Annotated in this window: 18 protein-coding genes; 11 read left to right on the top strand and 7 right to left on the bottom strand. The window is 63.9% G+C overall.

Annotated elements, in window-relative coordinates:
• Positions 1-29: 29 nt before the first annotated feature.
• The 4 genes from IPP90_09260 to IPP90_09245 all read left to right on the top strand — a co-directional run bounded on the left by IPP90_09260 (position 30) and on the right by IPP90_09245 (position 6594).
• Positions 30-1643, top strand: coding sequence for an amidohydrolase (locus IPP90_09260; GenBank protein ID MBL0170903.1), 1614 nt, complete (start codon positions 30-32; stop codon positions 1641-1643).
• On the top strand, positions 1640-4873 hold the full coding sequence (locus IPP90_09255; protein MBL0170902.1) for a glycosyl hydrolase: 3234 nt from the start codon (positions 1640-1642) through the stop codon (positions 4871-4873). The genes IPP90_09260 and IPP90_09255 overlap by 4 nt, the downstream gene beginning before the upstream one ends.
• A gap of 129 nt (positions 4874-5002) precedes the next feature.
• The gene (locus IPP90_09250) at positions 5003-5554 is read left to right on the top strand and encodes a hypothetical protein (protein ID MBL0170901.1); all 552 of its coding nucleotides are present in this window, start codon (positions 5003-5005) and stop codon (positions 5552-5554) included.
• A complete protein-coding gene (locus IPP90_09245; GenBank protein ID MBL0170900.1) occupies positions 5551-6594 on the top strand; it encodes a phosphotransferase in 1044 nt (347 codons plus the stop codon). The genes IPP90_09250 and IPP90_09245 overlap by 4 nt, the downstream gene beginning before the upstream one ends.
• Here IPP90_09245 and IPP90_09240 read toward each other — a convergent pair.
• Both IPP90_09240 and IPP90_09235 read right to left on the bottom strand, forming a co-directional pair.
• Complete coding sequence (locus tag IPP90_09240) at positions 6584-7093, bottom strand: dihydrofolate reductase (GenBank protein ID MBL0170899.1); 510 nt, start codon at positions 7091-7093, stop codon at positions 6584-6586. The genes IPP90_09245 and IPP90_09240 overlap by 11 nt on opposite strands.
• A gap of 6 nt (positions 7094-7099) precedes the next feature.
• Positions 7100-7894 (bottom strand): thymidylate synthase, encoded by a 795-nt coding sequence (locus tag IPP90_09235; protein MBL0170898.1) that lies wholly within the window; start codon positions 7892-7894, stop codon positions 7100-7102.
• Between the two features lie 108 nt (positions 7895-8002).
• On the opposite strand from IPP90_09235, the gene argG reads away from it, so the two are divergent.
• Complete coding sequence (gene argG, locus IPP90_09230) at positions 8003-9334, top strand: argininosuccinate synthase (protein ID MBL0170897.1); 1332 nt, start codon at positions 8003-8005, stop codon at positions 9332-9334.
• 67 nt (positions 9335-9401) lie between these two features.
• Positions 9402-10337: a 2-dehydropantoate 2-reductase gene (locus IPP90_09225; protein ID MBL0170896.1), complete on the top strand. Its 936-nt coding sequence runs from the start codon at positions 9402-9404 to the stop codon at positions 10335-10337.
• On the opposite strand, the gene IPP90_09220 is transcribed toward IPP90_09225, so the two are convergent.
• Positions 10330-11517, bottom strand: a complete 1188-nt coding sequence (locus tag IPP90_09220) for a beta-lactamase family protein (protein ID MBL0170895.1) — start codon at positions 11515-11517, stop codon at positions 10330-10332. The genes IPP90_09225 and IPP90_09220 overlap by 8 nt on opposite strands.
• Before the next feature lie 277 nt (positions 11518-11794).
• Between IPP90_09220 and IPP90_09215 the strand changes: the two genes are divergently transcribed.
• The 3 genes from IPP90_09215 to IPP90_09205 are packed head-to-tail and all read left to right on the top strand — an operon-like array spanning position 11795 to position 17848.
• Positions 11795-14254, top strand: a complete 2460-nt coding sequence (locus IPP90_09215) for a DUF1592 domain-containing protein (protein MBL0170894.1) — start codon at positions 11795-11797, stop codon at positions 14252-14254.
• Between the two features lie 20 nt (positions 14255-14274).
• On the top strand, positions 14275-15672 hold the full coding sequence (locus IPP90_09210; GenBank protein MBL0170893.1) for a DUF1552 domain-containing protein: 1398 nt from the start codon (positions 14275-14277) through the stop codon (positions 15670-15672).
• 13 nt (positions 15673-15685) lie between these two features.
• Positions 15686-17848: an ankyrin repeat domain-containing protein gene (locus tag IPP90_09205; protein MBL0170892.1), complete on the top strand. Its 2163-nt coding sequence runs from the start codon at positions 15686-15688 to the stop codon at positions 17846-17848.
• Between the two features lie 18 nt (positions 17849-17866).
• Here IPP90_09205 and IPP90_09200 read toward each other — a convergent pair whose 3' ends face one another.
• Entirely contained in the window at positions 17867-18898 is a 1032-nt protein-coding gene (locus IPP90_09200; GenBank protein ID MBL0170891.1) for a hypothetical protein, read from the bottom strand.
• A gap of 224 nt (positions 18899-19122) precedes the next feature.
• On the opposite strand from IPP90_09200, the gene IPP90_09195 reads away from it, so the two are divergent.
• Together IPP90_09195 and IPP90_09190 are read left to right on the top strand one after the other, a co-directional pair.
• Positions 19123-20082, top strand: a complete 960-nt coding sequence (locus IPP90_09195) for a creatininase family protein (protein ID MBL0170890.1) — start codon at positions 19123-19125, stop codon at positions 20080-20082.
• Positions 20082-21722 (top strand): beta-lactamase family protein, encoded by a 1641-nt coding sequence (locus IPP90_09190; GenBank protein MBL0170889.1) that lies wholly within the window; start codon positions 20082-20084, stop codon positions 21720-21722. The genes IPP90_09195 and IPP90_09190 overlap by 1 nt, the downstream gene beginning before the upstream one ends.
• Before the next feature lie 86 nt (positions 21723-21808).
• On the opposite strand, the gene IPP90_09185 is transcribed toward IPP90_09190, so the two are convergent.
• From IPP90_09185 to IPP90_09175, 3 genes are all read right to left on the bottom strand, one after another.
• Complete coding sequence (locus tag IPP90_09185) at positions 21809-22942, bottom strand: hypothetical protein (GenBank protein ID MBL0170888.1); 1134 nt, start codon at positions 22940-22942, stop codon at positions 21809-21811.
• A 31-nt stretch (positions 22943-22973) separates the two neighbouring features.
• Entirely contained in the window at positions 22974-23360 is a 387-nt protein-coding gene (locus tag IPP90_09180; protein MBL0170887.1) for a hypothetical protein, read from the bottom strand.
• A 219-nt stretch (positions 23361-23579) separates the two neighbouring features.
• On the bottom strand, positions 23580-24911 hold the full coding sequence (locus tag IPP90_09175) for a hypothetical protein (protein MBL0170886.1): 1332 nt from the start codon (positions 24909-24911) through the stop codon (positions 23580-23582).
• Between the last annotated feature and the right edge of the window lie 21 nt (positions 24912-24932).

The following is a 24932-nucleotide window of genomic DNA, read 5'->3' as shown; positions in this document are numbered from 1 at the left end:
GCATCGTTCTCGCTCCGGACGTGCTGTACGTGAACGGCCGCATATGGACGGGCGACGCCGCGCGCCCTTCGGCGCAGGCGATGGCCATTCGCGCGGACCGCCTGGTGGCGGTTGGCACCGATTCGGCAATACGCGCCCTGCGCGGACCGAATACGCGCGTGGTGGACCTGACCGGTCAGCGCGTGGTGCCGGGATTCATCGATGGCCACTGGCACCTGCCAACGTCGGCGCGGGCCGATCTCACCGATGCCGGGTCACCGGCGGTGATTGTGCGACGGTTGCAGGAGTGGGCGCGCACCCTGCCACCCGGAGCGTGGATTGTTGGACGCGGATGGACACCGTCCGATTTTCCGGGCAATGCACCGGACAAGCGATTCCTCGACGCCGCTTTTCCCGATCGTCCGGTGCTGCTCACCGATCGCGACGGACATCAGTCATTGGTGAACACGGTCGCGCTGGCCAGGGCGAGCGTTACCCGGACCACAGCGGATCCGGCACAGGGGCGCATCGAACGCGGCGCCGACGGCTCGCCCACAGGCCTGCTTAAGGAAGCGGCGTCTGGACTGGTATCGAAACTGGTGCCGGCCCCGACGGCCGCCGATATCGTGCAGCGACTGAATGAACAAACGCGCCGCGCGGCCTCGTTTGGCTTGACCATGCTGCAGGAAGCCTCGGCGCGCGAGCCATCGGGGGCGGTGTTCGACGCGCTCGAGCAGGCGAACACCACGGGTGGGCTGCGGGTGCGGTTCTACGTATCGGTGCCCTTCAATCCCAACGCCACCACCGACGCGCTGCGGCGATATCTCACGGTGCGAGACGCGCATACCGGCACCATGCTGCGCTATGGTATCGCCAAAGGCATGCTGGATGGCACGGTGGACGCGAAGACCGCCGCGATGTTGGCACCCTATGCGGGCACCGATGACACCGGGCTTCCCTTCTGGCCAGCGAATGTGCTCAATCGCGGCGTTGCCAAATACGACTCGGCCGGACTGCAAGTGGAGCTCCACGCCATTGGAGACAAAGCTGTGCGCATGGCGCTGGATGCGTATCAGGCGGCGGCCCGTGCCAACGGGACGTCAGGACGCCGGCATCGCGTGGAACATATCGAAGTGCCCGACGCTGCCGACCTGCCGCGTTTCAAGCAATTGGGTGTGATCGCTTCTACGCAGGCGATCTTCGCGTCGCCCGACGAGACCACGCTCAACAATTACGCGCCGCTGCTGGGTCCAGCCCGCGCGGCGCGGTCCAACGCCTTCAAGTATTTCGACGACGCGGGCGCGGTGCAGGCGTTTGGCAGTGACTACCCGGTGTTTCCCATGGACGTGCTGCGTGGGATCTACACGGCCGTCACGCGACAGATGCCCGACGGAACGCCGCGCGGCGGCTGGTATCCGGCCAGTCGCATTACCGTGGAGGCAGCGGTGCGCCACTACACCCGTGACGCCGCGTACGCGGCGTTCATGGAGAAGGAAACGGGCACGATCTCCGCGGGCAAACTGGCGGATTTTGTGGTATTGTCGAAGGACATATTTAGTGTGCCGCCCGCCGAACTCCTGCGCACGAAGGTGATGCGCACGGTAGTGGGCGGCCGTGAGGTATTTCAGCAGGTGGTTTCTCCCACAACCCCCAAGGACCCGTGAACCGTTCATCCTTTCTCGCTGCCGCCGTCGTTCTGGCGCTCGCCGAGCCGACGATACTCTCCGCGCAGGGCCGAGGTGGTCGCGGTGGCGGTGGCGCCCAATCCGCCGACACCAGCTTTGGCGTGTCCTGGCGCAACATTGGCCCCAATCAGGCCGGTCGCATGGTCGCCGTGGCCGGTTCGACGGCGCGCCCGGATGAGTACTACATGGGCACCACCGGCGGTGGCGTGTTCAAAACCACCGACGGCGGCAAGACCACGTTGCCTATGACGGACAAGTACTTCGGGGGCACGATTGGTGCACTTGCGGTGCAGCAATCCAATCCCGATGTCGTGTGGTCGGGCGGTGGCGAGACCCCCATTCGCGGCAACGTGTCGCATGGCGACGGCGTGTGGAAGAGCACCGATGCCGGCAAGACGTGGGCCTACATGGGACTCAAGGAAACCCAGTACATCGCCCGCATTCGCATCAACCCCGACAATCCCGATGTCGTGTACGTGGGCGCGCTGGGCCATGTGTTCGGGCCCAACAAGGAACGCGGTGTGTTTCGCACCACCGACGGCGGCAAGACGTGGAAGAATATTCTCTTCCGCAACGACTCCACCGGTGTGGCGGACATGATCATGGATCCGTCCAATCCAAAGATCATCTACGTCTCATTTTGGCAGGCGGGTCGCACGCCATGGATGCTGGTGAGCGGTGGTATGGGCAGCGGCATCTTCAAGACCACCGACGGTGGTGACACGTGGACGGAGATTTCACGCAATCCCGGTCTCCCGCAAAGCGGGCCGCTGGGCGCGATCGGGATTACCGTGTCGCCGGCCAAGCCGAGTCGTTTGTGGGCGATTATCGAGCATGAGCCCAATGGCGGCGTGTATCGCAGCGATGATGCGGGCGCGACGTGGACGTTCATGTCGGGTGATCGCAATCTGCGGCAGCGTTCGTGGTATTACTCCAAGCTGTACGCCGATCCGAAAGACACGAACCTGGTGTATGCGCCGCAAGTCGGGCCCATGGTGTCAAAGGATGGCGGCAAGACGTTCGGACGCGGTTTTGGCGGTGGTGACAATCACGACATGTGGATTGACCCGACCAACCCCAAGCGCATTGCCGTCGCGCATGACAACGGCGTGATCATCACTACCGACGGCGGGACGACGTCCACGCGAGTCGTTGCGCCCACAGGGCAGTACTACCACGTACACCTCACGAACGCATTTCCGTATCATGTGTGCGGCGCGAAGCAGGACGCGGGATCGTCGTGTGGACCGGTGCGGGCCGCGACGAACTTTGGCGGTCGTGGTGGTGGCGGCGGGTTTGGCGGCCCCGGGGGCGCGCCAGCGGCGCCGGCGTCTCCGTACGCCGAGTTCTACGGCGTGGCCGGTGGCGAGTCGGGATACATCTCGTCCAATCCGAAGGACCCTGACATCATGTTCGGCGCGAACTATGGTGGCAGCCTCGATCGGTTGAATCGGCGCACCGGCAAGTCGGAAGCGCTCGATCCGTGGCCGCTCAATCCTATGGGCCATGACGCCAAGGATTCGTATTATCGATTCCAATGGACGTACCCCATCGTGCACTCGCCGCATGATGCGAATACCATCTACGTCGGTTCGAACGTGGTATTCCGGAGCACCAACGGCGGCAACACATGGACGCCCATCTCGCGCGATCTCACGCGCAACGATCCGCGCACGCTGGGTGCATCGGGCGGACCGATTACCAAGGACCAGACCAGTGTCGAGTACTACGGCACCGTGTTCACGATTGCCGAGTCGAAGATCACGAAGGGTGTGATCTGGACGGGGTCTGATGACGGCCTCATTCACGTGACGCGCGACAACGGTGTGACGTGGAAGAACGTGACGCCCAAGGGACTGCCGGAGTGGATGCGCTGGTCGATCATCGATGCCGGTCAGCATGCCGCCGGTACCGCATGGGCCGCCGGCAACCGCTATCAGATGGACGATTTCACGCCGTATCTCTATCGCACCACCGACTACGGGGTGACGTGGACCAAGATCACCAGTGGCATTCCGGCTGACTATTTCACACGCGCCATCCGTGAAGATCTGCATCGTCCCGGCATGGTGTACGCGGCGACCGAACGCGGGGTGTTTGTGTCGTACAACGCCGGTGACACCTGGCAGAGCCTGCAGAAGAACCTGCCGCCGGTGCCGGTAAGCGACATGATGTTGCGCGATGACGATCTGGCCATCTCCACGCATGGTCGCGCGTTCTGGGTGATGGAGAATCTGACGCCCCTGCGCTGGGCGCCCGAGCAGGAGAAGGCGGCCAACGCCCCGTATCTGTACAAGCCGGTACCGGTGCTGCGATTGAACGGACAGGCGGCGCCGACCTTTGTGTATCGCCTGCCGGCCGACTCGATGGTAGTGAAGTTCGAGTTCATGGACAAAGCTGGTAAACTGCTGGCGACGGTCGCCTCAACTGACACCGCGCCGACGCCGGAAGCAGGGCGTGGCGGCGGCGGTTTTGGCGGCGGTGCGCCTCCGGTGTCCAAGCCTACCAATCGGAAGGGCATCAACCGCTACACCTGGAACATGCGACACGAGAGTGCGACGGTGTTTCGCGGCATGATCAACTGGGCGGGACGTGGTGGCGCGCCGGCCATGGCGCCGGGCACGTACACGGTAAAGATGACTGTCGGCAGTAACGCGCCGGTGTCGTACCAGTATGTGGTGAAGCCCGATCCGCGCAGCGAGGCTACGGAAGCCGACCTGGTGGAGCAGACGCGTTTCGCGCTGCAGGTGCGCGATCGCGTGACCCAGGCGAATGAAGGTGTGATCGAGATCCGCAACCTCAAGAAGGATCTCACCGACCGCACGCCCAAGATGACGGCGAACGCCTCGTTTGGTCCGCTGGTGAAGAAGTTCGCCGACTCGTTGAGTGCGGTGGAAGACTCGTTGTACCAGACGAAGAACCAGAGCGGTCAGGATCCGCTGAACTATCCGATTCGCCTGAACGATCAGATTGGCGGCCTGATGAGTTTCATCGCCAGTGGTGAACGGCGACCGCCCAAGCAGGCGTACGAGGTGTACGGTGTGCTGGGACCCAAGCTGGACGTGCAGATGGCGCGCATGGAACGCATCATCATGAACGACCTGCCGAAAGTGAATGCGGCCCTCAAGGCGGCGGGACAACCGCAGATCACGCGGTCGAAGAAGGAAGTGGGAGGATCGGGACCGGCAGCGCCGGCGTTCGTGCCGTAGCGCCGTCCAGCTTGGCGAGATGACATCGGTTGCCTGAACAATCGCTCGGCCAACAGAACCCGTTGGCCGGGCGATTGTGTTTGGGGGTGGCAGGGTTGACAACTAACGTGAGTAGCGGTAGTTATCGGCATGCCACTCTTTCACACGGCCGATGCGGACGCGATACTCGAGCAATTCCGCCACCAGCACTCCGCCTTGGGGCGGGCGCTGGGGTGCGCGGAAAACGCCGCCGAGCCGTCTGACGCTGCCGCGAGCCCGCTGCACCGCGACCTGATGCGGCTGATCGGCGTGGCCAACGGGTCCTATGACCGCACCGACACCAACGTCCGCCGCGCAGAAGTGGCGCTGCAGCGCGTGACGACGCTGCTGCGAGCCGGTGCGCCGACACCCGAGGCCGTGCTTTCGGCGGAGTTCTGGTCCACGCCGTTGGGTGTGTTGATGGCGCGCACCCGGTGGTGGGTGTCGGTGGACGATCTCATCACCATCAGCAACGCGGCCGCGCTGGCGTTTGGTGACAACACGCAAGCCAATCGCATGAAGATCACGCGCGCGGTGGAGCGCGGCGAACTGGAGTGGGTGCCCGATCCATCCATGGCCAATCCACAGCACAACACGCGCGTGCTGCGCCCGCAGGTCGAGCGACTGCGCCTGCTCCGCGGGAAACCCGAGTCCAAACGATGACCGAAAACTCCCTGGCGTTGGACACTGAGCCGCAGACTGCGCCATTCGCCACGTTTCCCGACGCCATTCGAGCGCCAGCCAACGATGCGATTCGTCATGCGTTTCCCGACGGGGTGCTCCAGTCGGTTGACCGCGTGAACAACGGCATGTCTGGCGCGCTGGTGTATCGGCTGCGCGTGGACGATCGCGCGCTGGTGCTACGTATTCCGCAGCCGGGATCGTCGTCCCGCGACGTGCATCGGCAACTCCTATGCATGCAGGTTGCGGCTGGCAGCGACGTCGCGCCACCCGTGTTCTACGCCAATGCCGACACCGGTGTCAGTCTCAGCGCCTTCGTCGCGCCGCCCGTGCGTCCGGTGCCACGCGACGCCGCGCAGCTGGGGCAGCTGTTGCGTGCGTTGCACGGTGGTCCGCCATTTCCGGTGCACCGCACCGCCTTCGAGGCCATCGACGGCGCCGTGATTCACCTCGCGCAGTCGGGCATCGTGCTGCCATCGTTGCTGCAGGAGGTGCTGGCGGCGTACGAGCAGATCAAGCGGGTTATCACGCCGCATCTGACGCTGGCACCGTGCCACAACGATCTCAATCCGGGCAACGTCTTGCAGGACGGCACGCGCCAATGGCTGGTGGACTGGGACAGCGCCTGCATGAACGATCCGATGTTCGACGTGGCCAGCACCATCCACTGGTTTCGCCTGGATGATTCGCGAGAGCGCGACTTGTTGCGGGCATACTTCGATCGCACGCCAGCCGCCCATGAGCTGGCGAAGCTGGAACTCATGAAGCAGGTGGCGTGGTGCTATTACATGCTGGTCTTCCTGCTCATTTCCCTGCCGGACGGCGGCGTGGGCGCGATGCATGCGGTCGATCGCGACCGCCTGATGAGTTTCGCAGACTTTGTTGACGGCATCGGTCGCGGTGAACAGCATCTGCACCAGGCAGACACTCGACGGCATTTGAGTCTGGTGCTCGGCCACTCGGCGCTCAAGGCAATGCGCCGCAAGGAATTCACGGAGGCATTGGCGCGACTCAGTTCGTGAGCACCGGCGCTGCGCCTGATGCCGGCGCGGTGTTCCGGTCTGAGCGCTGATAGTGTACGATGTCGAACTCGGGCGTGGTGATCAGCGTGGTCCCAGGCGAAAAGCGCGCTTCAAACGGCGGAAAGAACACATCGCCCTCAACCACACGCTTCACATGCGTGAGATACAAGTCCGAGCAGTGCGGCAAGGCCAGCGCATAGATCTGCGCACCCCCACAAATGAATACGTCACGCTCATCCGCGTTCACGTCGATGGTGTCGAGACTCGACACGGTGCGCACGCCAGGGTACGTGTAGCCGCTACGACTCACAATGATGGTCTCGCGATTGGGCAGCGGGCGCCCGATCGACTCGAATGTCGTGCGCCCCATGACGACCACATGGCCGGTGGTCATCGCCTTGAAGAACTTGAAGTCCTCTGGCAGGTGCCACGGAATCTTCGGCCCGTTGCCGATGACGCGATTCTCCGACATCGCGGCAATCGCCTTGAACTGCTTCATGGGGTCCTAAACCGCGATGGGCGCCGAGATGGCTGGATGCGGATCGTAACCCACGAGTGCGAAATCCTCGAACACGAAATCGTGGATGTTCGTCACCGCGGGGTTGATGTGCATCTGCGGGAGCGCGCGCGGCGCACGGCCAAGCTGCAGCCGAGCCTGTTCCAGGTGATTGCTGTACAGGTGCAAATCGCCAAATGTGTGTACGAACGTGCCGGGCGTGAGGCCTGTCACCTGCGCCACCATCATCGTCAGCAGCGCGTACGACGCGATGTTGAACGGCACACCCAGAAACAAATCGGCGCTGCGCTGATACAACTGACAGCTCAACGTGCCGTCCTGCACGAAGAACTGGAACATGGCGTGACAGGGCGGCAACGCCATGTCGTCCACTTCGCCCGGGTTCCACGCGGTCACGATGTGGCGACGACTGTCGGGCTTGGTGCGAATCTGCTGGATGACCTTGTCGATCTGATTGATGGAGCGACCGTCGGCGGTGCGCCAGTCACTCCACTGCGCGCCGTACACACGACCCAGGTTCCCCTGGGCGTCGGCCCACTCGTTCCAGATGCTCACCCCGTGATCGGTGAGGTACTTGATGTTCGTGTCACCCTTCAAAAACCACAGCAGCTCGTAGATGATGGACTTGAGATGGAGCTTCTTGGTGGTGACCATCGGAAAGCCGTCGGCCAGCGGATAGCGGGCCTGCGCGCCGAACACGGCGTACGTGCCGGTGCCGGTGCGATCGGGCTTGAAGGTGCCCTGATCGAGGACGAGGCGTAACAGCTGCTGATACTGGATCATGATAGGTCGAATTGTAACGCCTCGCGTATCGCGAGCGCGATTGGCGCCGTGACCCCTCGACCGGACTCGTCCTTTGCGCCCACGGCCGGCGGCGGACTAAGTTGGTCCATGGCCAACATCCTCCAGAATCTCCCCGTCGGCGAAAAAGTCGGCATCGCGTTTTCCGGCGGTTTGGACACCAGCGCCGCCCTGCATTGGATGCGGGCGAAAGGCGCGGTGCCATACGCCTACACCGCCAATCTTGGTCAGCCCGACGAGACGGACTACGACGAGATCCCGCGCAAGGCGATGGGTTATGGCGCCGAGAAGGCCCGATTGATTGAATGTCGCGCGCAGCTGGTGGCCGAGGGACTGGCCGCGCTGCAGTGCGGCGCCTTTCACATCACCACAGCGGGCCAGACATACTTCAATACCACGCCGCTGGGTCGCGCCGTTACCGGCACCATGCTGGTGGCCGCCATGCGCGAAGACGACGTGAACATCTGGGGCGATGGCAGCACGTTCAAGGGCAATGATATCGAACGGTTCTACCGCTACGGACTGCTCACGAATCCCAACTTGCGTGTGTACAAGCCGTGGCTGGACCAGCAGTTCATCGACGAGCTGGGCGGTCGCACGGAAATGTCGGAGTACCTGATTGCGAACGGTTTCGACTACAAGATGAGCACGGAGAAGGCGTACAGCACCGACTCCAATATCCTGGGCGCAACGCACGAAGCGAAAGACCTGGAGTTCCTGAACAAGGGCATGATGATCGTGCAGCCCATCATGGGCGTCGCGGCATGGCGCGATGACGTTGCGGTGGCGCGCGAAACGGTGTCCATCCGTTTTGACGAAGGGATGCCGGTGGCGCTCAACGGCCAGACGTTTGCGTCGGCGCTGGACCTGTTCATGGAAGCGAACGCCATTGGTGGTCGACATGGACTGGGGATGTCGGACCAGATCGAGAATCGCATTATCGAAGCAAAGAGCCGCGGCATTTACGAAGCGCCGGGGCTGGCGCTGCTGTACATCGCTTACGAACGACTGGTCACGGGCATCCACAACGAAGACACGATTGAGCAGTACCGCACGAACGGTCGTCGGCTGGGTCGACTGCTGTACCAGGGTCGCTGGCTTGATTCGCAGTCCCTGATGCTGCGTGACTCGGCGCAGCGCTGGGTGGCGCGCGCGATCACTGGTGAGGTCACTGTGGAACTGCGTCGTGGTAATGACTACACGATCATGGATACGTCGAGTGCGAATCTCACGTACAAGCCGGAGCGTCTGACGATGGAACGGGGGGAGGCGTTTTTTACGCCGCTCGATCGCATTGGGCAGCTGACGATGCGGAACCTCGACATCATGGACACGCGCGAGAAGCTGATGCTGTACACGGAGACGGGGTTGCTGAAGGCGGGAGGAGGGAGCGGGGTGCCCCAACTGCCGTCTGGGGACTGAGGCCGGATCGGCGTTCGAACGGCGGAGCACTAGCCGCGGCACAAGGATTCCCGGTAGGTTCGTCCGCATGCGAATCGCAATTGTCGGTGTTGGCGGCGTGGGTGGCGCGTTCGGCGCACGCCTCGCGCACGCGGGTCACGAGGTTACGTTCATCGCGCGCGGCGCCACGCTGGCGGCCCTGCGTTCCTCGGGACTCATCCTTGAGAGCGTGGATGGGGATCTCCACCTGCCCAGCGTGTCGGCCACCGATGACCCGTCCACCGTTGGCCCGGTGGATGTGGTGCTGGTGTGCGTGAAATCCACGCAGATCGAGGCCATCGCGCCCAAACTGCGTCCCCTGATTGGGCCGGGCACGGCGGTCATCCCGTTACAAAACGGTGTCGAGGCCAGCGCGCTTCTCGCGGCGGTGCTGGGCGATGGACATGTACTGGAGGGACTGGCGCGACTTATCGCCGAGCAGTCGGCACCCGGTCGCATCTCCCACACGGCGGTGACGCCAGTGATGGAGTTTGGCGCACGCAGCGCTACGCCCGCCAATGCGCCAGCGCGGGCGCAAATCGCGCCGTTCGCCGCCGCGCTTGAGGAAGCTGGTCTGCACGCCGTCACGCCGGAGCACATGGACCTGGCGCTCTGGGAGAAGTTCTTGTTCATCGATCCGTTCGGCACCGTGGGAGCGGCCACCCGCGTGCCCATTGGTGTGATGCGCTCGGTGCCGGAGACCCGCGCGCTTTTGGACGCGTGCGTGCGCGAGGTCCGCGCCATCGGCATCGGGGCGGGCGTGGCCTTGGGTGACGACGCAGAGGCGCGCACCTGGAAACGCTACGACACGTTGCCCCCGGACAGCACGGCGTCGATGCAGCGCGACATCATGGCCCAACGGCCCTCGGAGCTGGAGCGGCAGACTGGAGCCGTAATTCGGCTTGGAAAGCAACACGGGGTCCCGACGCCGGTGCATGACGTTCTGTACGCGGTGCTGCGGCCCTCCACCATGCGACCTACCTGATCAACCTCTGCGCGGCTTCGTGCATGTGGCGGTATGACGCTTCGGCCGGGGCCGCAGTGTTGGTGGTGTTGAACACGGCGATCACGGTGGCGCTGGTGACCGGGTTGAAGTAAAAGAACGCCCGGAACCCGGCCTGGGACCCTGTGTGGCCGATGATTCGGTGATCGCCAGCGCCCTTCACAAAGAACGACAATCCCATATGCTGGTCGGCCGCCGCCTCGTAGCCAGCCGCCATGGGAACCACGGGCTTCCACATCTCTTCGAGGCTGCTGCGCGATAGCACGTGATGGTAGTTCGTTTGAGAACTACCATTCTGGATATTCGTCAGAAAAGCAGAGTAAATAGCCAGGTCGCTCAGTGGAGCGTTCCAGCCACCGTTCGGTGTGGTGATACCGGGGTCGAAATCGGCGCCGTTATCCACCGTGCGGATGGCGCCTGAGGCGCTGTCCCGCTGGACGGCGAAGTTGTGTGACCGAAAGGCGGCCAGATAGTACGGGGTGGTGCGAAAGTAGCTGTGGTGCATGCCCAAGGGGGCGAAGATGTTCTTCTGCACGTAGGCATCCCAAGGGTCTCCCGACAGCTGTTCCACCACGCGCGCCAGGTATACGAAGGCCGGGTTGGAGTAGCTGTATCGCGAGCCGGGGCGAAACAGCAGTTCCTGGTATGGCATCATGGCTACCAATTGATTCCATGACGTCGGCTCGAACGGCTCCCAGGGCTTGCCGTCACCGTATGGCCACGTGCCATTTCGAAAACCCGCCGAATGCGACAGCAGCATGCGGATGGTAATACTGTCAAGTGCACCGAACGGGTCATGTAATTGTCGTAGTTCGGGTACGAAGCGTACGATCTTGTCGTCGAGTGACAGCTTGCCCCGATCACGCAGTTGCATGATCGCAATAGCCGTGAGGGTCTTGGTGATCGAGCCCCAGTGAAAAATGGTCTGGTCGGTCACCGGCCGGTGCGCCGACCGATCCTGGTCGCCGACGTCGAGGCGGGCGCTGATGCGACCATCGCGCATGACCAACACGCTGGCGCCGACAATGCCGTCGCTGGCGACGTAACTGCGGAATTCACTCGCGAACGCGTCCCACCCGGAGGGGGGCTGCGCGCGAACCGGCGCGGGGAGAGCCGCCATGGTCAAGACCGGAAGGGCGAATACGGTGAGGTGAAGGCGCATGTCGGGATCGCCGGGGACGGGGTTACGAAGTCTCGCGAATCGAGGACTTGCTCGCCTTCACGACTCCGCCGAAAAAACCCGCCACGTCGTTGCAGCGTTCGGCATGATTCCCGCGTAATTTAATCGTCAGCAACTATATAGGCCCGATCCGGTCTCCTTCCCACCGGATACGGAACGTGCGGCAACCCGTGGCGTGGTCCAGCGCCTCATTCCCTGCGGAGTGACCGGTAGCATGAAGCGTCTGCTTGCGTGTCTCAGCGTGTTTGGTGCAGCCTCGATGGCGAACTCGCTTTCGCCGAGTCTGGTCTCATCGCAATCGTCGACGCGACTGTCGCCGTGGCGTGCGACCACGACGTATGCGAGTCATGCGGTGAACACACCCGCCGCTCCCCGATCGGCCAACTCCGTCATTGGTGCGCGCGGTATCAGCACGACGGCGCTCACTGAGGTGGTGCAGAAGTACTGCGTGAACTGTCACAGCCCCACGATGCGCCGCGGCAATCTCAACCTGAAGAGCTTTGTCGTCGACAGCGCGACTGAAGACGGCGAGGTCACGGAAAAGATCATCCGCAAGATGCGCGCGCAGATGATGCCGCCGCCAGGTTCCCGGAAGCCCGCCGGTGACACGCTGCTTGCGCTGACGGAAACGCTCGAGAAAGTCATGGACGGGGCGCCCATCAATCCGGGCAACCGCACGTTCCAGCGACTCAATCGCGCCGAATACGAGCGGGTGGTGCGAGATCTCTTCGGTTTGCAAATCAACGCCGGCGATTGGCTGCCGCTCGATACCAAGAGCGCCAACTTCGACAACATTTCCGACGTGCAATCGCTGTCGCCGATGCTGCTGGACGGGTATCTCAATGCGGCCGCCTCCATCAGTCGCATGGCGATCGGTGACCGTTCCGCCGGCGCGGTACAGGCGCTGTACAAGACGTCTCCGTTTGGTTCGCAGCATCCGTGGGATCATGTGGAAGGCACCCCCTACGGCACGCGTGGTGGCATGGTGTTCACCAACAACTTCTCGGCCGATGGTGAATACCAGTTCCGCCTGAACGTGGGTGGTGGCGTGGGTCGCCCTATCGAGGATCTTGACGTGTCGGTAGACGGCGTGCGGGTCGCGCTGCTGCATTATGACCGCGGCGTATCCCGCAATGGCGAGTCGGCCGACTTGCCCGCTGGCGCCGACTATATCAGTACGGAGCCCATCCGCATCAAGGCGGGACAGCGCAAGGTGTCGGTGGCGTTCGTGCGCCAGGCGGAAGGGCCCTATGAGGATCTGATCAAGCCACACGATTGGTCGCGCGCGTCGGGTGGCACCGGTTCCGCCGGCACCACCGAACCGCCGCCGCTGATGGAGGTGTTGATCACCGGCCCGAAGAATGTCACCGGATTGTCCAGTTCCCCCAGCCGTGATCGCATCTTCACCTGCCATCCCACCGCGAAGGCCGCCCAGCGTGCCTGCGCCGATCAGATCCTGTCGCGTCTGGCGGCTCGCGCGTATCGCCGCCCGGTGACCGCCCGCGACCGGGAGAGCTTGATGAAGTTCTACGATCAAGCGGCGGCCGATGGATCATCCGATGGTTTCGAGACCGGCGTCCGCATGGGTGTCCAGGCGATGCTGGCCAGTCCGTACTTCGTGTTCCGGTTTGAGAAGGAGCCGGCGAATGCCGCGGAAGGAACGGATTTCCGCATCAACGATTTCGAACTCGCTTCCCGCCTCTCGTTCTTCCTGTGGAGCACCATCCCCGACGAGCGCCTGCAGTCACTCGCAGAGCGCAAGCGCCTGTCCGATCCCGCCGTGTTCAACGCCGAAGTCAAGCGCATGCTCGCCGATCCGCGCGCTGAAGCGATGTCCACCCGGTTCGCGGCGCAGTGGTTGCGGTTGCAGGATCTTGAAAAGGTGCATCCGGATGCCTTCCTGTTCCCCGACTTCAATTCGGCGTTGGCCGAGTCCATGCAGCGGGAAACGGAACTGTTCTTCCAGGATATTGTGCGGAACGATCGCAACATCCTGAGCATGTTCACCGCCGATTCGACGTATGTGAACGAGCGGTTGGCGAAGCACTATGGGATTCCGAATGTCGCCGGCCCGCAATTCCGCAAGGTGGCGTACGCCGATGCGGCGCGCCGCGGCTTGCTGGGGCACGGCAGCGTGCTGGTGCAGACGTCGCTGGGCAATCGCACGTCGCCGGTGTTGCGCGGCAAGTGGGTAATGGAGGTGCTGCTGGGCACGCCGCCGCCCGCGCCACCGCCAAACGTGCCCGATCTGGAGCAGACGGCTGGTGCGAAGGACGGCAAGCAGCTGACCACGCGCGAGCGCATGGAGATGCACCGCGCCAATCCCGCCTGCAAGAGCTGTCATCTATTCATGGATCCGATCGGGCTGGCGCTCGACAACTTCGATGTGACCGGCAAGCTGCGCTATCGCGAGAACGGCGCGCTGCTGGACACCCGCGGCGAGTTGTACGACGGCACGCAACTGCTCACCACCGCCGACCTGACCAAGGCGTTGCTGGCGCGGCCGATTCCGCTGGTGCGCAATTTCACGGAGAACTTGATGGCGTACGCGCTGGGTCGTCGTGTCGAGGCGTATGATCAAACCACGGTCCGCGCGATCTCGCGTGATGCCGCGGCCAAAGACTACCGGTTTTCGACGTTTGTGATGGGCGTGGTGAACAGCAAGGCCTTCCGTAGCAAGCGCGCTGAGCCGGTGTCGGCTGACGCGTCTCACAACTGACCTTTCGAGGAGCTCGCCCGATGGAGTTTCTGACCCAGAAGAGCCTGCACCGCCGGACGTTTCTGCGCGGACTGTCGGCCACGATCGCACTGCCGTATCTCGACGCCATGGAACCGGCCGGCCGATTCATCGCCAAGGTCGGTGGCGCCGCCGAGGCGGCCAAGCGGACGCGGCTGGTGTGCATCGAGTCGGTGCACGGTGCGGCCGGCTCGAATGCGTGGGGCGCGTCCAAGTACCTGTGGGCGCCACAGGGGCTCGGCCGCGACTTCACGCTCAATCCCGAGGGGGCACTCAGCTCGCTCGAGCCGTGGCGCAAGTACGTCAACATCATCAGCAACACCGACGTGCGCATGGCCGAAGCGTTCGACGCGCCGGAAATCGGCGGTGATCACTTCCGGTCGAGCGCGGTGTTCCTGACGCAGTCGCACCCCAAGCAAACGCAGGGGTCCGATCTGTTTGTCGGCAACTCGTTCGACCAGATCGTGGCGCGCCATATCGGGCAGGACACGCCGATCCCGTCGATGCAGCTGTGCATCGAGAATCTCGATCAGGCCGGCGGCTGCACGTACAACTACGCCTGCGCCTATACCGACACCATCAGTTGGGCGTCGCCGACGCAGCCGCTGCCGATGATTCGCAATCCCCGCGCGGCGTTCGACCTGCTGTTTGGCGCCGGCAACAACAACGCCGATCGCAATGCACGCCGCCGCGACAACGGCAGCATTCTCGACTGGGTGATGGGCGAGATGTCGTCGCTCAAGCGCGATCTGGGCGCGACCGATCGCAAACGCGTCGAGCAGTATCTCGAGAATGTGCGTGAACTCGAGCGGCGCATCCAGCAGGTGGAAGCGAAGAACAAGAGCGGCGAAGAGCGGCTGTTGCCCGAGGCACCGTCGGGTGTGCCCGATTCGTTCTCCGAACACATGAAGCTCATGTTCGACATTCAGGTGCTGGCGTTCCAGTCGGATATGACGCGCGTGTTCTCGTTCAAGACCGGACGCGATGCGTCCAGCCGCACTTTCCCGGAGAGCGGCACGAACAAGGGATTCCATCCGGCGTCGCATCACGGCGGTCGCGAGTCGGCCATTCTTGAATTCAACAAGATCAATCAGTATCACGTGAGCATGCTGCCGTACTTCCTGCAGCGGCTCAAGGATACCACCGACGGCGACAGCAACCTGCTTGATGAAACGCTGATCGTGTACGGTTCGCCGATGGCCGATGGCAACATCCACAATCACCGTCGTTGCCCGTTGGTGCTGATGGGCGGTGCCAGCGGCATGCTGCCGGGCAACGTGCATCTCAAGGCACCGGATGGCACGCCGATGGCCGACGTCATGTTGTCGCTGTTGCACAAGTTCGGCGTCGATGCACCGGTGTTCGGTGACAGCGTCAGCCCGTTCGCGCTCACGGTGTAAGGAGATCAACGTCATGACGTCACGTCTGGGAATCCTCGCGGCCGCCCTCGTGGTCGGACCGTGGAGTGTGTTGGCCGCGCAGAACACGCCACAGAATGCCCCCCGTCCGGCGACGGGTGATCGTGCGCGGTCGACCACGACGCGGGTGGCGAACACGCGCACGAATCTCGGCACGGCCATGGTGGAGGCCGCCGAGCGTGGGGATCTCGCCACGGTGAAGTCGTTGTTGGCGCAGGGCGCTGACGCGACGGTGGCCCGTGGCGATGGCATGACGGCGCTGCATTGGGCGGCCGATCGTGGCGACGCCGCAATGGCGACGGCGTTGCTGCGCGCCGGTGCGAAGCTGGATGCGAAGACCAACGTTGGCGGTTACACCCCATTGCACGTGGCCAGCAAGTCGGGTCGCGGAGCGGTGGTGAAGGCGTTGCTGGAGGGTGGCGCTGACGCCGGCACGATCACCGGGACCGGTGCCACGGCGCTGCATCTGGCCGCGGCTTCGGGAAGCGCCGAAGCGGTGGATGCCCTGCTCAAGCACAAAGCCAATCCCAACGCGCAGGAGACCGCGTGGGGTCAGACCCCGCTGATGTTTGCGGCGGAGAACAACCGGGCCGATGCGATTCGCGTGCTGGTGAAAGCGGGCGCCGATCCGTCAGTCAAGACACGGTCGGTGAATCTCAACGAGGAACTGGCCCGCACGCAGGCGGCGGCGAAGAAGCGCAATGAAGTGCTGTTGGCCTCGCTCCCCGAGAAGCAGCGGGATTCGATCAAGGCCGTGATGGCGAAAGCCGCTGCGGATGCGGCGGCGCGCAACTCGTTTGCGCCCGCCGCGCCAGCGGCAGCACCTGGTGTCGCGGCAGCCCCGGATACGAACCGCGGCGGCGGTGCCGGTGCGGGCGCGCAATTCGTGGCACGGGGCGGCAGTCCGACGCCGCCAACCGACCTCTTGAAGCCGTCGCAGATTCAGGACGCGATTCTGGCTGGCCGTGCGGTGTTCAGCGCGCCGGTGGCGGCCAAGGCACCAGAGCAGGGCGAGCTGTTGGAAGGCAACGTGGCCGGTTATGAAGGCACCGTGGGCAGCATGGGTGGCATGACGGCGCTGCACCATGCGGCGCGACAGGGGAACATCGCGGCGGCCATGGCACTGGTGGATGGCGGTGCGGCGATCAATGCGCCCACCTCCACCGACAGCACGACGCCGTTGGTGATGGCGGCCATCAACGGGCAGTTCGACCTTGCCATGCAGCTGGTGAAGCGCGGCGCCGACGTGAAGCTGGCCACGACGGCCGGCCTCACCCCGTTGTACGCGGTCCTCAACACGCAGTGGGCGCCGCGGTCGCGGTATCCGCAGCCGCAGGCCGTACAGACGCAACAGGTCACGCACATCGAGTTGATGCAGGCGATGCTCAAGGGCGGCGCCGACGTCAATGTGCGACTCAAGAAGAATCTGTGGTTCTTTGCCTACAACAATTGCGGCAACGCGAACTGCGGCCTGGAAATGCTGGATGGCACGACCCCGTTCTGGCGCGCGGCGTACGCGGTCGACTTGGACGCCATGCGGATGCTCAAAGCGGCGGGGGCCGATGATACCATGCCGTCATTCCGCGCGGCGGGCGCTGGCGGTCGCGGCGGTCGCGCTGGCGGCGGAGGGGCAGTTCCTGGTGCGGGCGGCCAGGTGACCGGTGCGGCCGGTGCGGCGGCGTTCGCGCGCGGCGGTGGCGCCGGTGGTGCGGACGGTCCTGGTAACGCGGGTGTCGGCCCTATCGATGCGGCGACGGACTCGGCGATGAAGGCGGTGCCACCTGGTACTGGCACGTACCCTATCCATTCCGCGGCCGGGGTGGGATATGGCAACGGCTTCGCGGGCAACTCCCATCGTCATGCGCCCGACGGATGGATGCCCGCCCTCAAGTATCTCGTTGAGGAGCTGCATCACGACGTCAACAAACGCGATCTCACCGGCTACACGCCCTTGCACCACGCGGCAGCGCGCGGTGACAACGAGATGATCCTCTATCTTGTCAGCAAGGGAGCAGATGTGAAGGCGGTGGCGCGCAATGGACGGACCACGGTCGATATGGCCAACGGACCGGTGCAGCGTCTCCGGCCGTTCCCGGAGACGATTCTGTTACTCGAGAAGTTGGGTGCGAAAAACAGCCATCGGTGTGTGAGCTGCTAACAGCTCACGAGCACTGCTTCAGGGCTTCTTCTCACCGGCGAGCAGCAGGTTCATGTGGTCCTGAGCCTGCTGCAGCCCGCCCTCTCCGTCGCCCCATCCAATCTTGCCGTCGGCATTGAGATCGATGCCGGCAACGAGTTCATTGCACAGCGACGTGAGCTGACCCACCAAGGCGGCGGCAGCGGTGGCCGTGGTCGCTGATTGGATCTTGCGGGCGATGGCGATGACCTGATCGGCGCGCTTCGACGTACTGCGGGCAGCGGCGATGATGTGCGGCGTGTGGGCCTTCACATTGGCCGACGCCCCCACCGTGGCCGCGGCCAGATCGGAATACGCGATCACGCCGTCGAGGGCACGCTTCACTCCATAGCCTTTGCCGGGTGCGGTGGCGGTTGGCATCGTGCCGGGATCTATCGCGTGCAGCACGTGGCCGGCATGCATCTGCAGTGTTTGCAGATTGTCCAGCGCTCGCGCCATGAAGCCGGCGTGCTGCACGGCCACACCGGCCTCGGTGCGCGCCATGGCCAACAATCCCGCCTTGCCGGGCGTGTCGAGGTAATTGGCGGCCACGTACCCCACGGCGATGCCGACCAGCCCGGCCGGAAGCGCGATGACCGGCGCGGCAGCTGCGGCGACGACCGTACCGGGCAACGCCTGCCCGGTGAGTCCGGCCACGATCGAGTCGAACTGGAAGCGCATCGCCGTGTTGTTGCTCACCAGATAACGCCGACGCTCGAACTCGTCGACGCTCATGCCCTTCTTGGTCAAGGCGTCGGCCACCAGCTTCTTCCGCTTGGCCTGCATCTCGACCTGCGCCTGCGGCGTCTTGTTGCGCACCTGTGCCAGTTCGGCGCCGCTGGAATCGAGCACGACCGCGATGGCCACCTGCGCTTCGGCCAGTATGCGCAGTTCGGCGAGTGACAGTCGCTGCCCTGCGGCGGCTGGTGGTGTGGCAGACGCGGGTGGCGTGGGCGGTTGCTGCGCAGCCAGCGGGCCGGCAATCAGCAGCGCGAACAACGGGGCGACAGCGAAACGGGCGGGGAAAGCCATGGCGGTACACGGGAGAAAAGTGAACAACGACGCACTACCACAAGTACGTCGCACCCCGGGGGAAACGCTGCGCGGCGGTGCCGACGACTCTCCGTACAGTCGTGCCAACGCCGCAAGAATGCAAATGCATAAGTCGGATTGTGGTCGATACTGGCGCCTCGCGCGCCGAGACGGCAACGTCCACGGGTCCCATCCCACCGCCCACCACACCTGGAGATCCATCCATGACGTCCCCCTTCTCGATTTGCACCGCGTTGTCGTGGAGGACCGTCGCCGCCGGCCTCGCGTTCGCGCTGGTCGCCTCACCACTGGGTGCCCAGGGTGCGCCGCCCGCCGCCGCCGGCCGGAACATGGGTGGCGGCAACTGTGCCAACAATCCGTACAACTGCGCCGACGCGGTGAATCCGATTCCGTCGCCCAATACGGTGTGGCTGGAAGAGATGACCTGGATGGACGTGCGCGATGCCATGAAGGCGGGTAAGACCACGGTCATCATCTCCACCGGTGGTATTGAGCCGAATGGCCCGTGGATTGCGCTGGGCAAACACAACTTTGTGTTGCATCAGAATTGCGAAGCGATCGCGCGCAAGCTGGGCAACGCGTTGTGCGCACCCATCGTGAAATTCGTGCCGGAGGGCGGCGTGGAACCGCCCAGCAGTCACATGACGTCGCCCGGCACCTTGAGCATGCGTCAAAGCACGTTCAACGACATCCTTACCGACCTCGTGACGAGCCTCAAGGCCCACGGATTCACGCAGATGTTTCTGATCGGCGACAGCGGCGGGAATCAATCCGGTCAGCGTTCCGTCGCCGATTCGCTGAACAAGCTGTGGGGCGGGATGCCGCTGGTCGCGCACATCCAGGAGTACTACGACTACGCGGGAGTCGCCGCCTATATGAAGAACCATGGCATCGTCGACGGTGCCTCGGATGGTCTGCACGACGATCCGATCATCGCGTTGAACATCTATGCCGACGACCCCAAGGCCATCCGGTTGGATGAACGTATCAAGGTGGGCAAGGCGTCGATCAACGGCGTGTCGTTGGCCGACAAGAAGAAGAACACGGCGTTGGCGAAAGAGATCATTGAGTTCCGCGCCGCCACCACCGTCGACGCGATCCGGAAAGCCATTGCCAACAAGGGCACCTTGCCGGCACCGCCGCGCGCGGGTCGGGGCGGCTGATGCGCGTCTGGACGCGGACGGCGTGTGGCGCCACACTGCTGGCACTGCCGGTCATGGTGGCGCAGGCACAAGCGACCGATGTGACGGCGATTGCCGACCGCGTCTTTGCGGCCTGGAACAACACCCATGGTCCGGGCTGCGCCGTTGGCGTATCGCGTGGCGGTCGCACCCTGCTTACGCGCGGCTACGGCATGGCCGATCTGGCCGGTGAGCGGCCCATCACGCCGAGCACGATTCTCGAGTCGGGCTCGGTGGCCAAGCAGTTCACCGCCACAGCGGTGTTGTTGCTGATGCAGGATGGCAAGTTGTCACTGGACGACGACGCCCGGAAATACCTGCCCGAACTGCCGGTGTACGGACGCCCCATCACGGTGCGCCATTTGCTCACGCACACCAGCGGGCTGCGCGAATGGAGCAACCTGGTGGAGTGGCAAGGGTGGCCGCGCGGCACGCGGGCCCACACGCAAACCGATGTGTTCGAACTGATCACGCACCAGAAGTCCCTCAATTATCCGGTGGGCGACTATTACTCGTACACCAATTCCGGATTCCTGTTGCTGCGCAGCATCGTGGAGCGGGTGAGCGGAATGCCGCTGGCGCGCTTCACGGCGGAACGAATCTTCACGCCGCTGGGCATGACGCATACCCAGTGGCGCGACGATTTCACGAAACTGGTACCGGGTCTCGCTCAGGCGTATTCGCGAAAGGTCGATGGATGGCATCTCGACATGCCATTCGACAACATCATCGGCGCGGGTGGGTTGCTGACCACGGTGGGAGACTGGTTGCTGTGGAACGAGGCGCTGACGAAGAAGTCGCTGGGCAGCGCCGCGGGGGATTCCATCACCCGACAGATGAAGCTCACCAGTGGCATGGAAATTCAGTACGCGCTGGGGCTCACGGTCACCCGTTATCGCGGCACGCGTGAAATCGGGCATTCGGGCTCAACGGCCGGATACAGCACGTTCCTGGCGCGCTATCCCGATCAGGACAATCTGTCCATCGCGGTGATGTGCAATGCGGCCGGCGCGGCCGCGACCGCGTACACGCATGCGTTGGTGGATGCGCTCGTGCCCGGACTGGCGCGGGCGGCGGTGCCCGATACCATCGTCGCCGATGTCGCGGCGAACGCGCGACTGCGCGGTGTCTATCGCGATACGCGCACCAACACGGTGATGCAACTGGACACCGCGAAGGGACAGTTGCAGCGCATTGGCGCCGGCGTGCTGCGGCCGTTGCGTGATGGGACGTACCTGATGGGTGCGTCGCGGGTGCGGTTCACGCTGGGCAGCGACGGTCGGCCAACCGGTCTGCGTCAGCCCACGGCCGACGGGGACACGGTGGTGTTCGCGTACATGGCGGAGTCGGTCTGGGTGCCGACCGCGGCCGAGCTGGCGTCGGTTGTGGGGCGATATCGCAACGACGAGATCGGCGTGACGTTTTCCGTTGCGGCGGCCAATGGCACGCTCACGGTGAGTCCGCGCGTTGGCGCGGTGGATACGCTGACGGCGACCTATCGCGATGCGTTTGCGAATGGCGGTGGGACGGCGTGGTTTACGCGCGACGGCAAGGGCCGCGTAACGGCCATGCACTTTGGCAGCGCGCGGGTGTGGGATTTTGTGTCGGTGCGAGTGCCGTAACCGCCACTTTTGAACCGCAAAGGACGCGAAGGACGCGAAGTACCACCTATGTCCTTGGCGCCCTTCGCGCACTTGGCGGTTCAAAGTCACGGCCAGGGGTGACGCCGGAGTCGTTGAATGTCGTCGTCGTCCTTGAAGGCGATGTAGATGGAGCGCGGACCAAAGCCGATGATATCCGCGCGCGCGCTTACGACAATTTCGCCGTCGATGGTGCCGGCGCGATTGATGACGAGATAGCGCACCGCCGGATCGGCCTCGCTGGTGCTGCGGCGAATGAGCAGTCGGCCATCCGGTGTTTCGCGCAACACCACCGAAATTGCCATCACCGGAATCGACGTGGGCAACGGCGGAAATTGACGTTCCGGCATGCCCATCTTCCGCGTTTCTTCCCGAGACTGCGCGCGACGTGCTTCAATAGCCTTCCGTTCGCGGGCATCTACCGCCATCGGCCGGAGCGGAAAGGGCGCGCCCTGCGTCCAACGCCTATCCGGCGAACGCCAATCCACACGCAGCGGTTCAAGGCGGACCACCGCAATCCATCCATCGGCAAAGAGGCGCGCAATCTCCTCCTGCGCGTTTGGTTCGCTCGGCTCTAGTACCCGGCCGCGGGCTTTCCCGTCCGACCCGAGTATGACATTCACGCGACGTGGTCGCTGTCGCAGTTTCGCGACGGTATCGAGGCGGCCTGTGGACAGTGCCACCAGCACCAACGCGCTGGAATCGGCACGCGTGAACTCCAGTTTGGCGGCGTCGGCGGGGTCTTCTTTGCGACCGAGCAGATGTCCGAACCGATCCGCGCCCGACATCGATGACAATGATATCATCGCAGACGGATGATCCGGCGGCACCAGTCCGACAATACGCGCTCCGTCGAACAACAGCATGCGCCCGTTGCCAAAGTCACCCATGATGGATGAATCACCTGACAGTGCCTGCACAAAGCCGACATTGAGCCACTCACCCGGCCCCTTGCCCTTGCGCCCCAGAACTGACGCGCTGTTGCCCTTGAAATCCGCCAGATACAACTGCTGATCGCGCCCATCCGTGACGATCACGCGTCCATCGGCGACCTCGCGCAACGATGTGATGCCAACGAACTCGGCGTCGAGCGTGGCGTTCGCCGGCTTAAGCGGCATACGCCGCACCGGTTGCGCTGATGCCGTCGCTGCACCGATCGCCAGCAACACCACGGACGCCACATCGCGAACACGTGCACGCATAACCGCCTCCACATATCAGCCATCGGGTGACTTACCTCGCGCCCGCCTTGCCTCCAACGTGCGCCCACAACGCACGTTCCACCATCGGCGGGGTCCAGCCATTCGGCAGTTGCAACGCCCGCTCGCGAAGCGCCTTCGCGTACTTGGCGTAGTAGCCGAGTGTCCATTCAATCTTGCCGAGCGTTGGAATCTGTGCGGCCACCAGCTCATCAAAGAACGGATAGACCGCTGGGTGATACGCGGCGACCACGGCTGACGCGGTGGCGGGACCGACACCCGCCAGGGTGGCGACGGTGGCGACCGGATACGTGGGATGCGGCACCAGCGCCAGTGCCGCGGTGCTCACCTCGACCACGCGCTCCGGCGCATTCCCGCGCACCAGCACCAGGTTCGGCGCGCGCCACACGCCGCGCGCCATTTTCCATTCGGTGAGCTGGACCAGTTCGACGTGTGTGAGGTGCGGTGCAAGACGCGAAGAATATCGCGTCCGGAAGTTCCTCGTGATACCATCGGTCCAGCGCTGGTAGTCGTGCGACCTTTTGTCGATTGATCACGTCATCGTAGCGCGCAAGGTCGCGATGCCAGTCCTCGGGGACGGCAGAAGTCCAGAGCGCAGTTGTCACGAGAGGCCTAGGGGTTACCTGACCCGCGCGCGCTCGAGGCGTGTCGATGTCCCCTCCACGCGCGCCAGGATCACCACGCCGCCGGGCCCAAAGCCGGCAATGGAGCGACCCACCGGGATCTGCACCCGATCGATCACGTCGCCGTTACCGTTGATCACGTCGTAGATCGCGCCACCAGGAATCATCCTGGTGTTGATGGTGCGGATCCACACATTGCCGTCGGCATCCGGTTTGGACGACGTCGCAAAAAACGGGGGCTGATAGTCCGGCAATTCACTTGCCAGCACCGATGTGATCTGGATGGATACCTGTGGCATGCCACCGCCACCGCCGCCCGCACCGCGTCCGCCACCCGCGCCTGGCCCGCCGCCAAATCCCGCTCCCATGCTTGCCATCATGGGCGCTGCGGTCGCGGCGCTCCCGCCAAAGATGGTGCTGAACGCCTGTGCGATCTGACTGGCCTGACTGGGATTCGCTGCGGCGAATCGTTCGCGCTGCACCTTCACGGAATCGAGGAACGTCGCCTTGTCGTCATCACTCATGCGCTTCCAGTCAAACGGCATCTTGGGCGAAGTCTTCCGTGTGCCATCTGGCGACATCCAATCCACGTGATAGTCCTTGCCGCGAATGATCGCGATCTGGCCGGTGGATGTGACGGCCCATTCGTCGATGACGGGCAGCGGGTTCGTTTCGATGGACACGCTGAACTTGCCATCGACATTGCCGATGCTGGTATTCACCTTGGGAATCCTGACGAAACCCACCGTATCCATCACACGCGTGCTCAGATTGACGCGCACCACCGCCATGGTATCCGCCACCGAGGGCATGCCGGGCGAACCGTTGGCGCCCATGCGCATCTGGAAACGCGGTGCTGCCCGATACACGAGATGATTGCCACTATAAAACGCGCCAGCGCCCAGGCCGCCCGCCACCAACATGCCGGCGTCCTGCGTTCGCGGCACCGACATCACGCGCGCGATCTTGCCCGACGGATCGATCACCAGCATCGAGAGCGACGCCGCGTCGATGAACAGCGTGGAGTCTCCGCGAAATGGGATCAGGCTGGCACTGCTGGGTCCATAGGCATTGGCCGTGCTGCTGGTGGAATCGGCCACGATGGCGAGCACGGTGAACGTGCTGTCCACCAACAGGACCCGACGACTCATCACGTCATTGATGAGCAGGCGGCCGTTGGGCAACGCGCGCACGTTCATGGTCGCGCCAAGCGAGTCGGTGCTGGAGGACTGCACGGGACCAAGCGGACGAATGGGGGGACGGTCTTGCGCCCGGAGTGCGAGCGGGGCGGAGCACGACAGCAGCAACACGGTGCGAAGTGATCGCATGAATTCGCCGAAGAAGGAGAT

Source organism: Gemmatimonadaceae bacterium (genome assembly GCA_016720905.1).
GTDB lineage: Bacteria > Gemmatimonadota > Gemmatimonadetes > Gemmatimonadales > Gemmatimonadaceae > Gemmatimonas.
The sequence above is the reverse complement of the archived record's forward strand: the minus strand, read 5'-3'. Positions and strand labels throughout refer to the sequence as shown.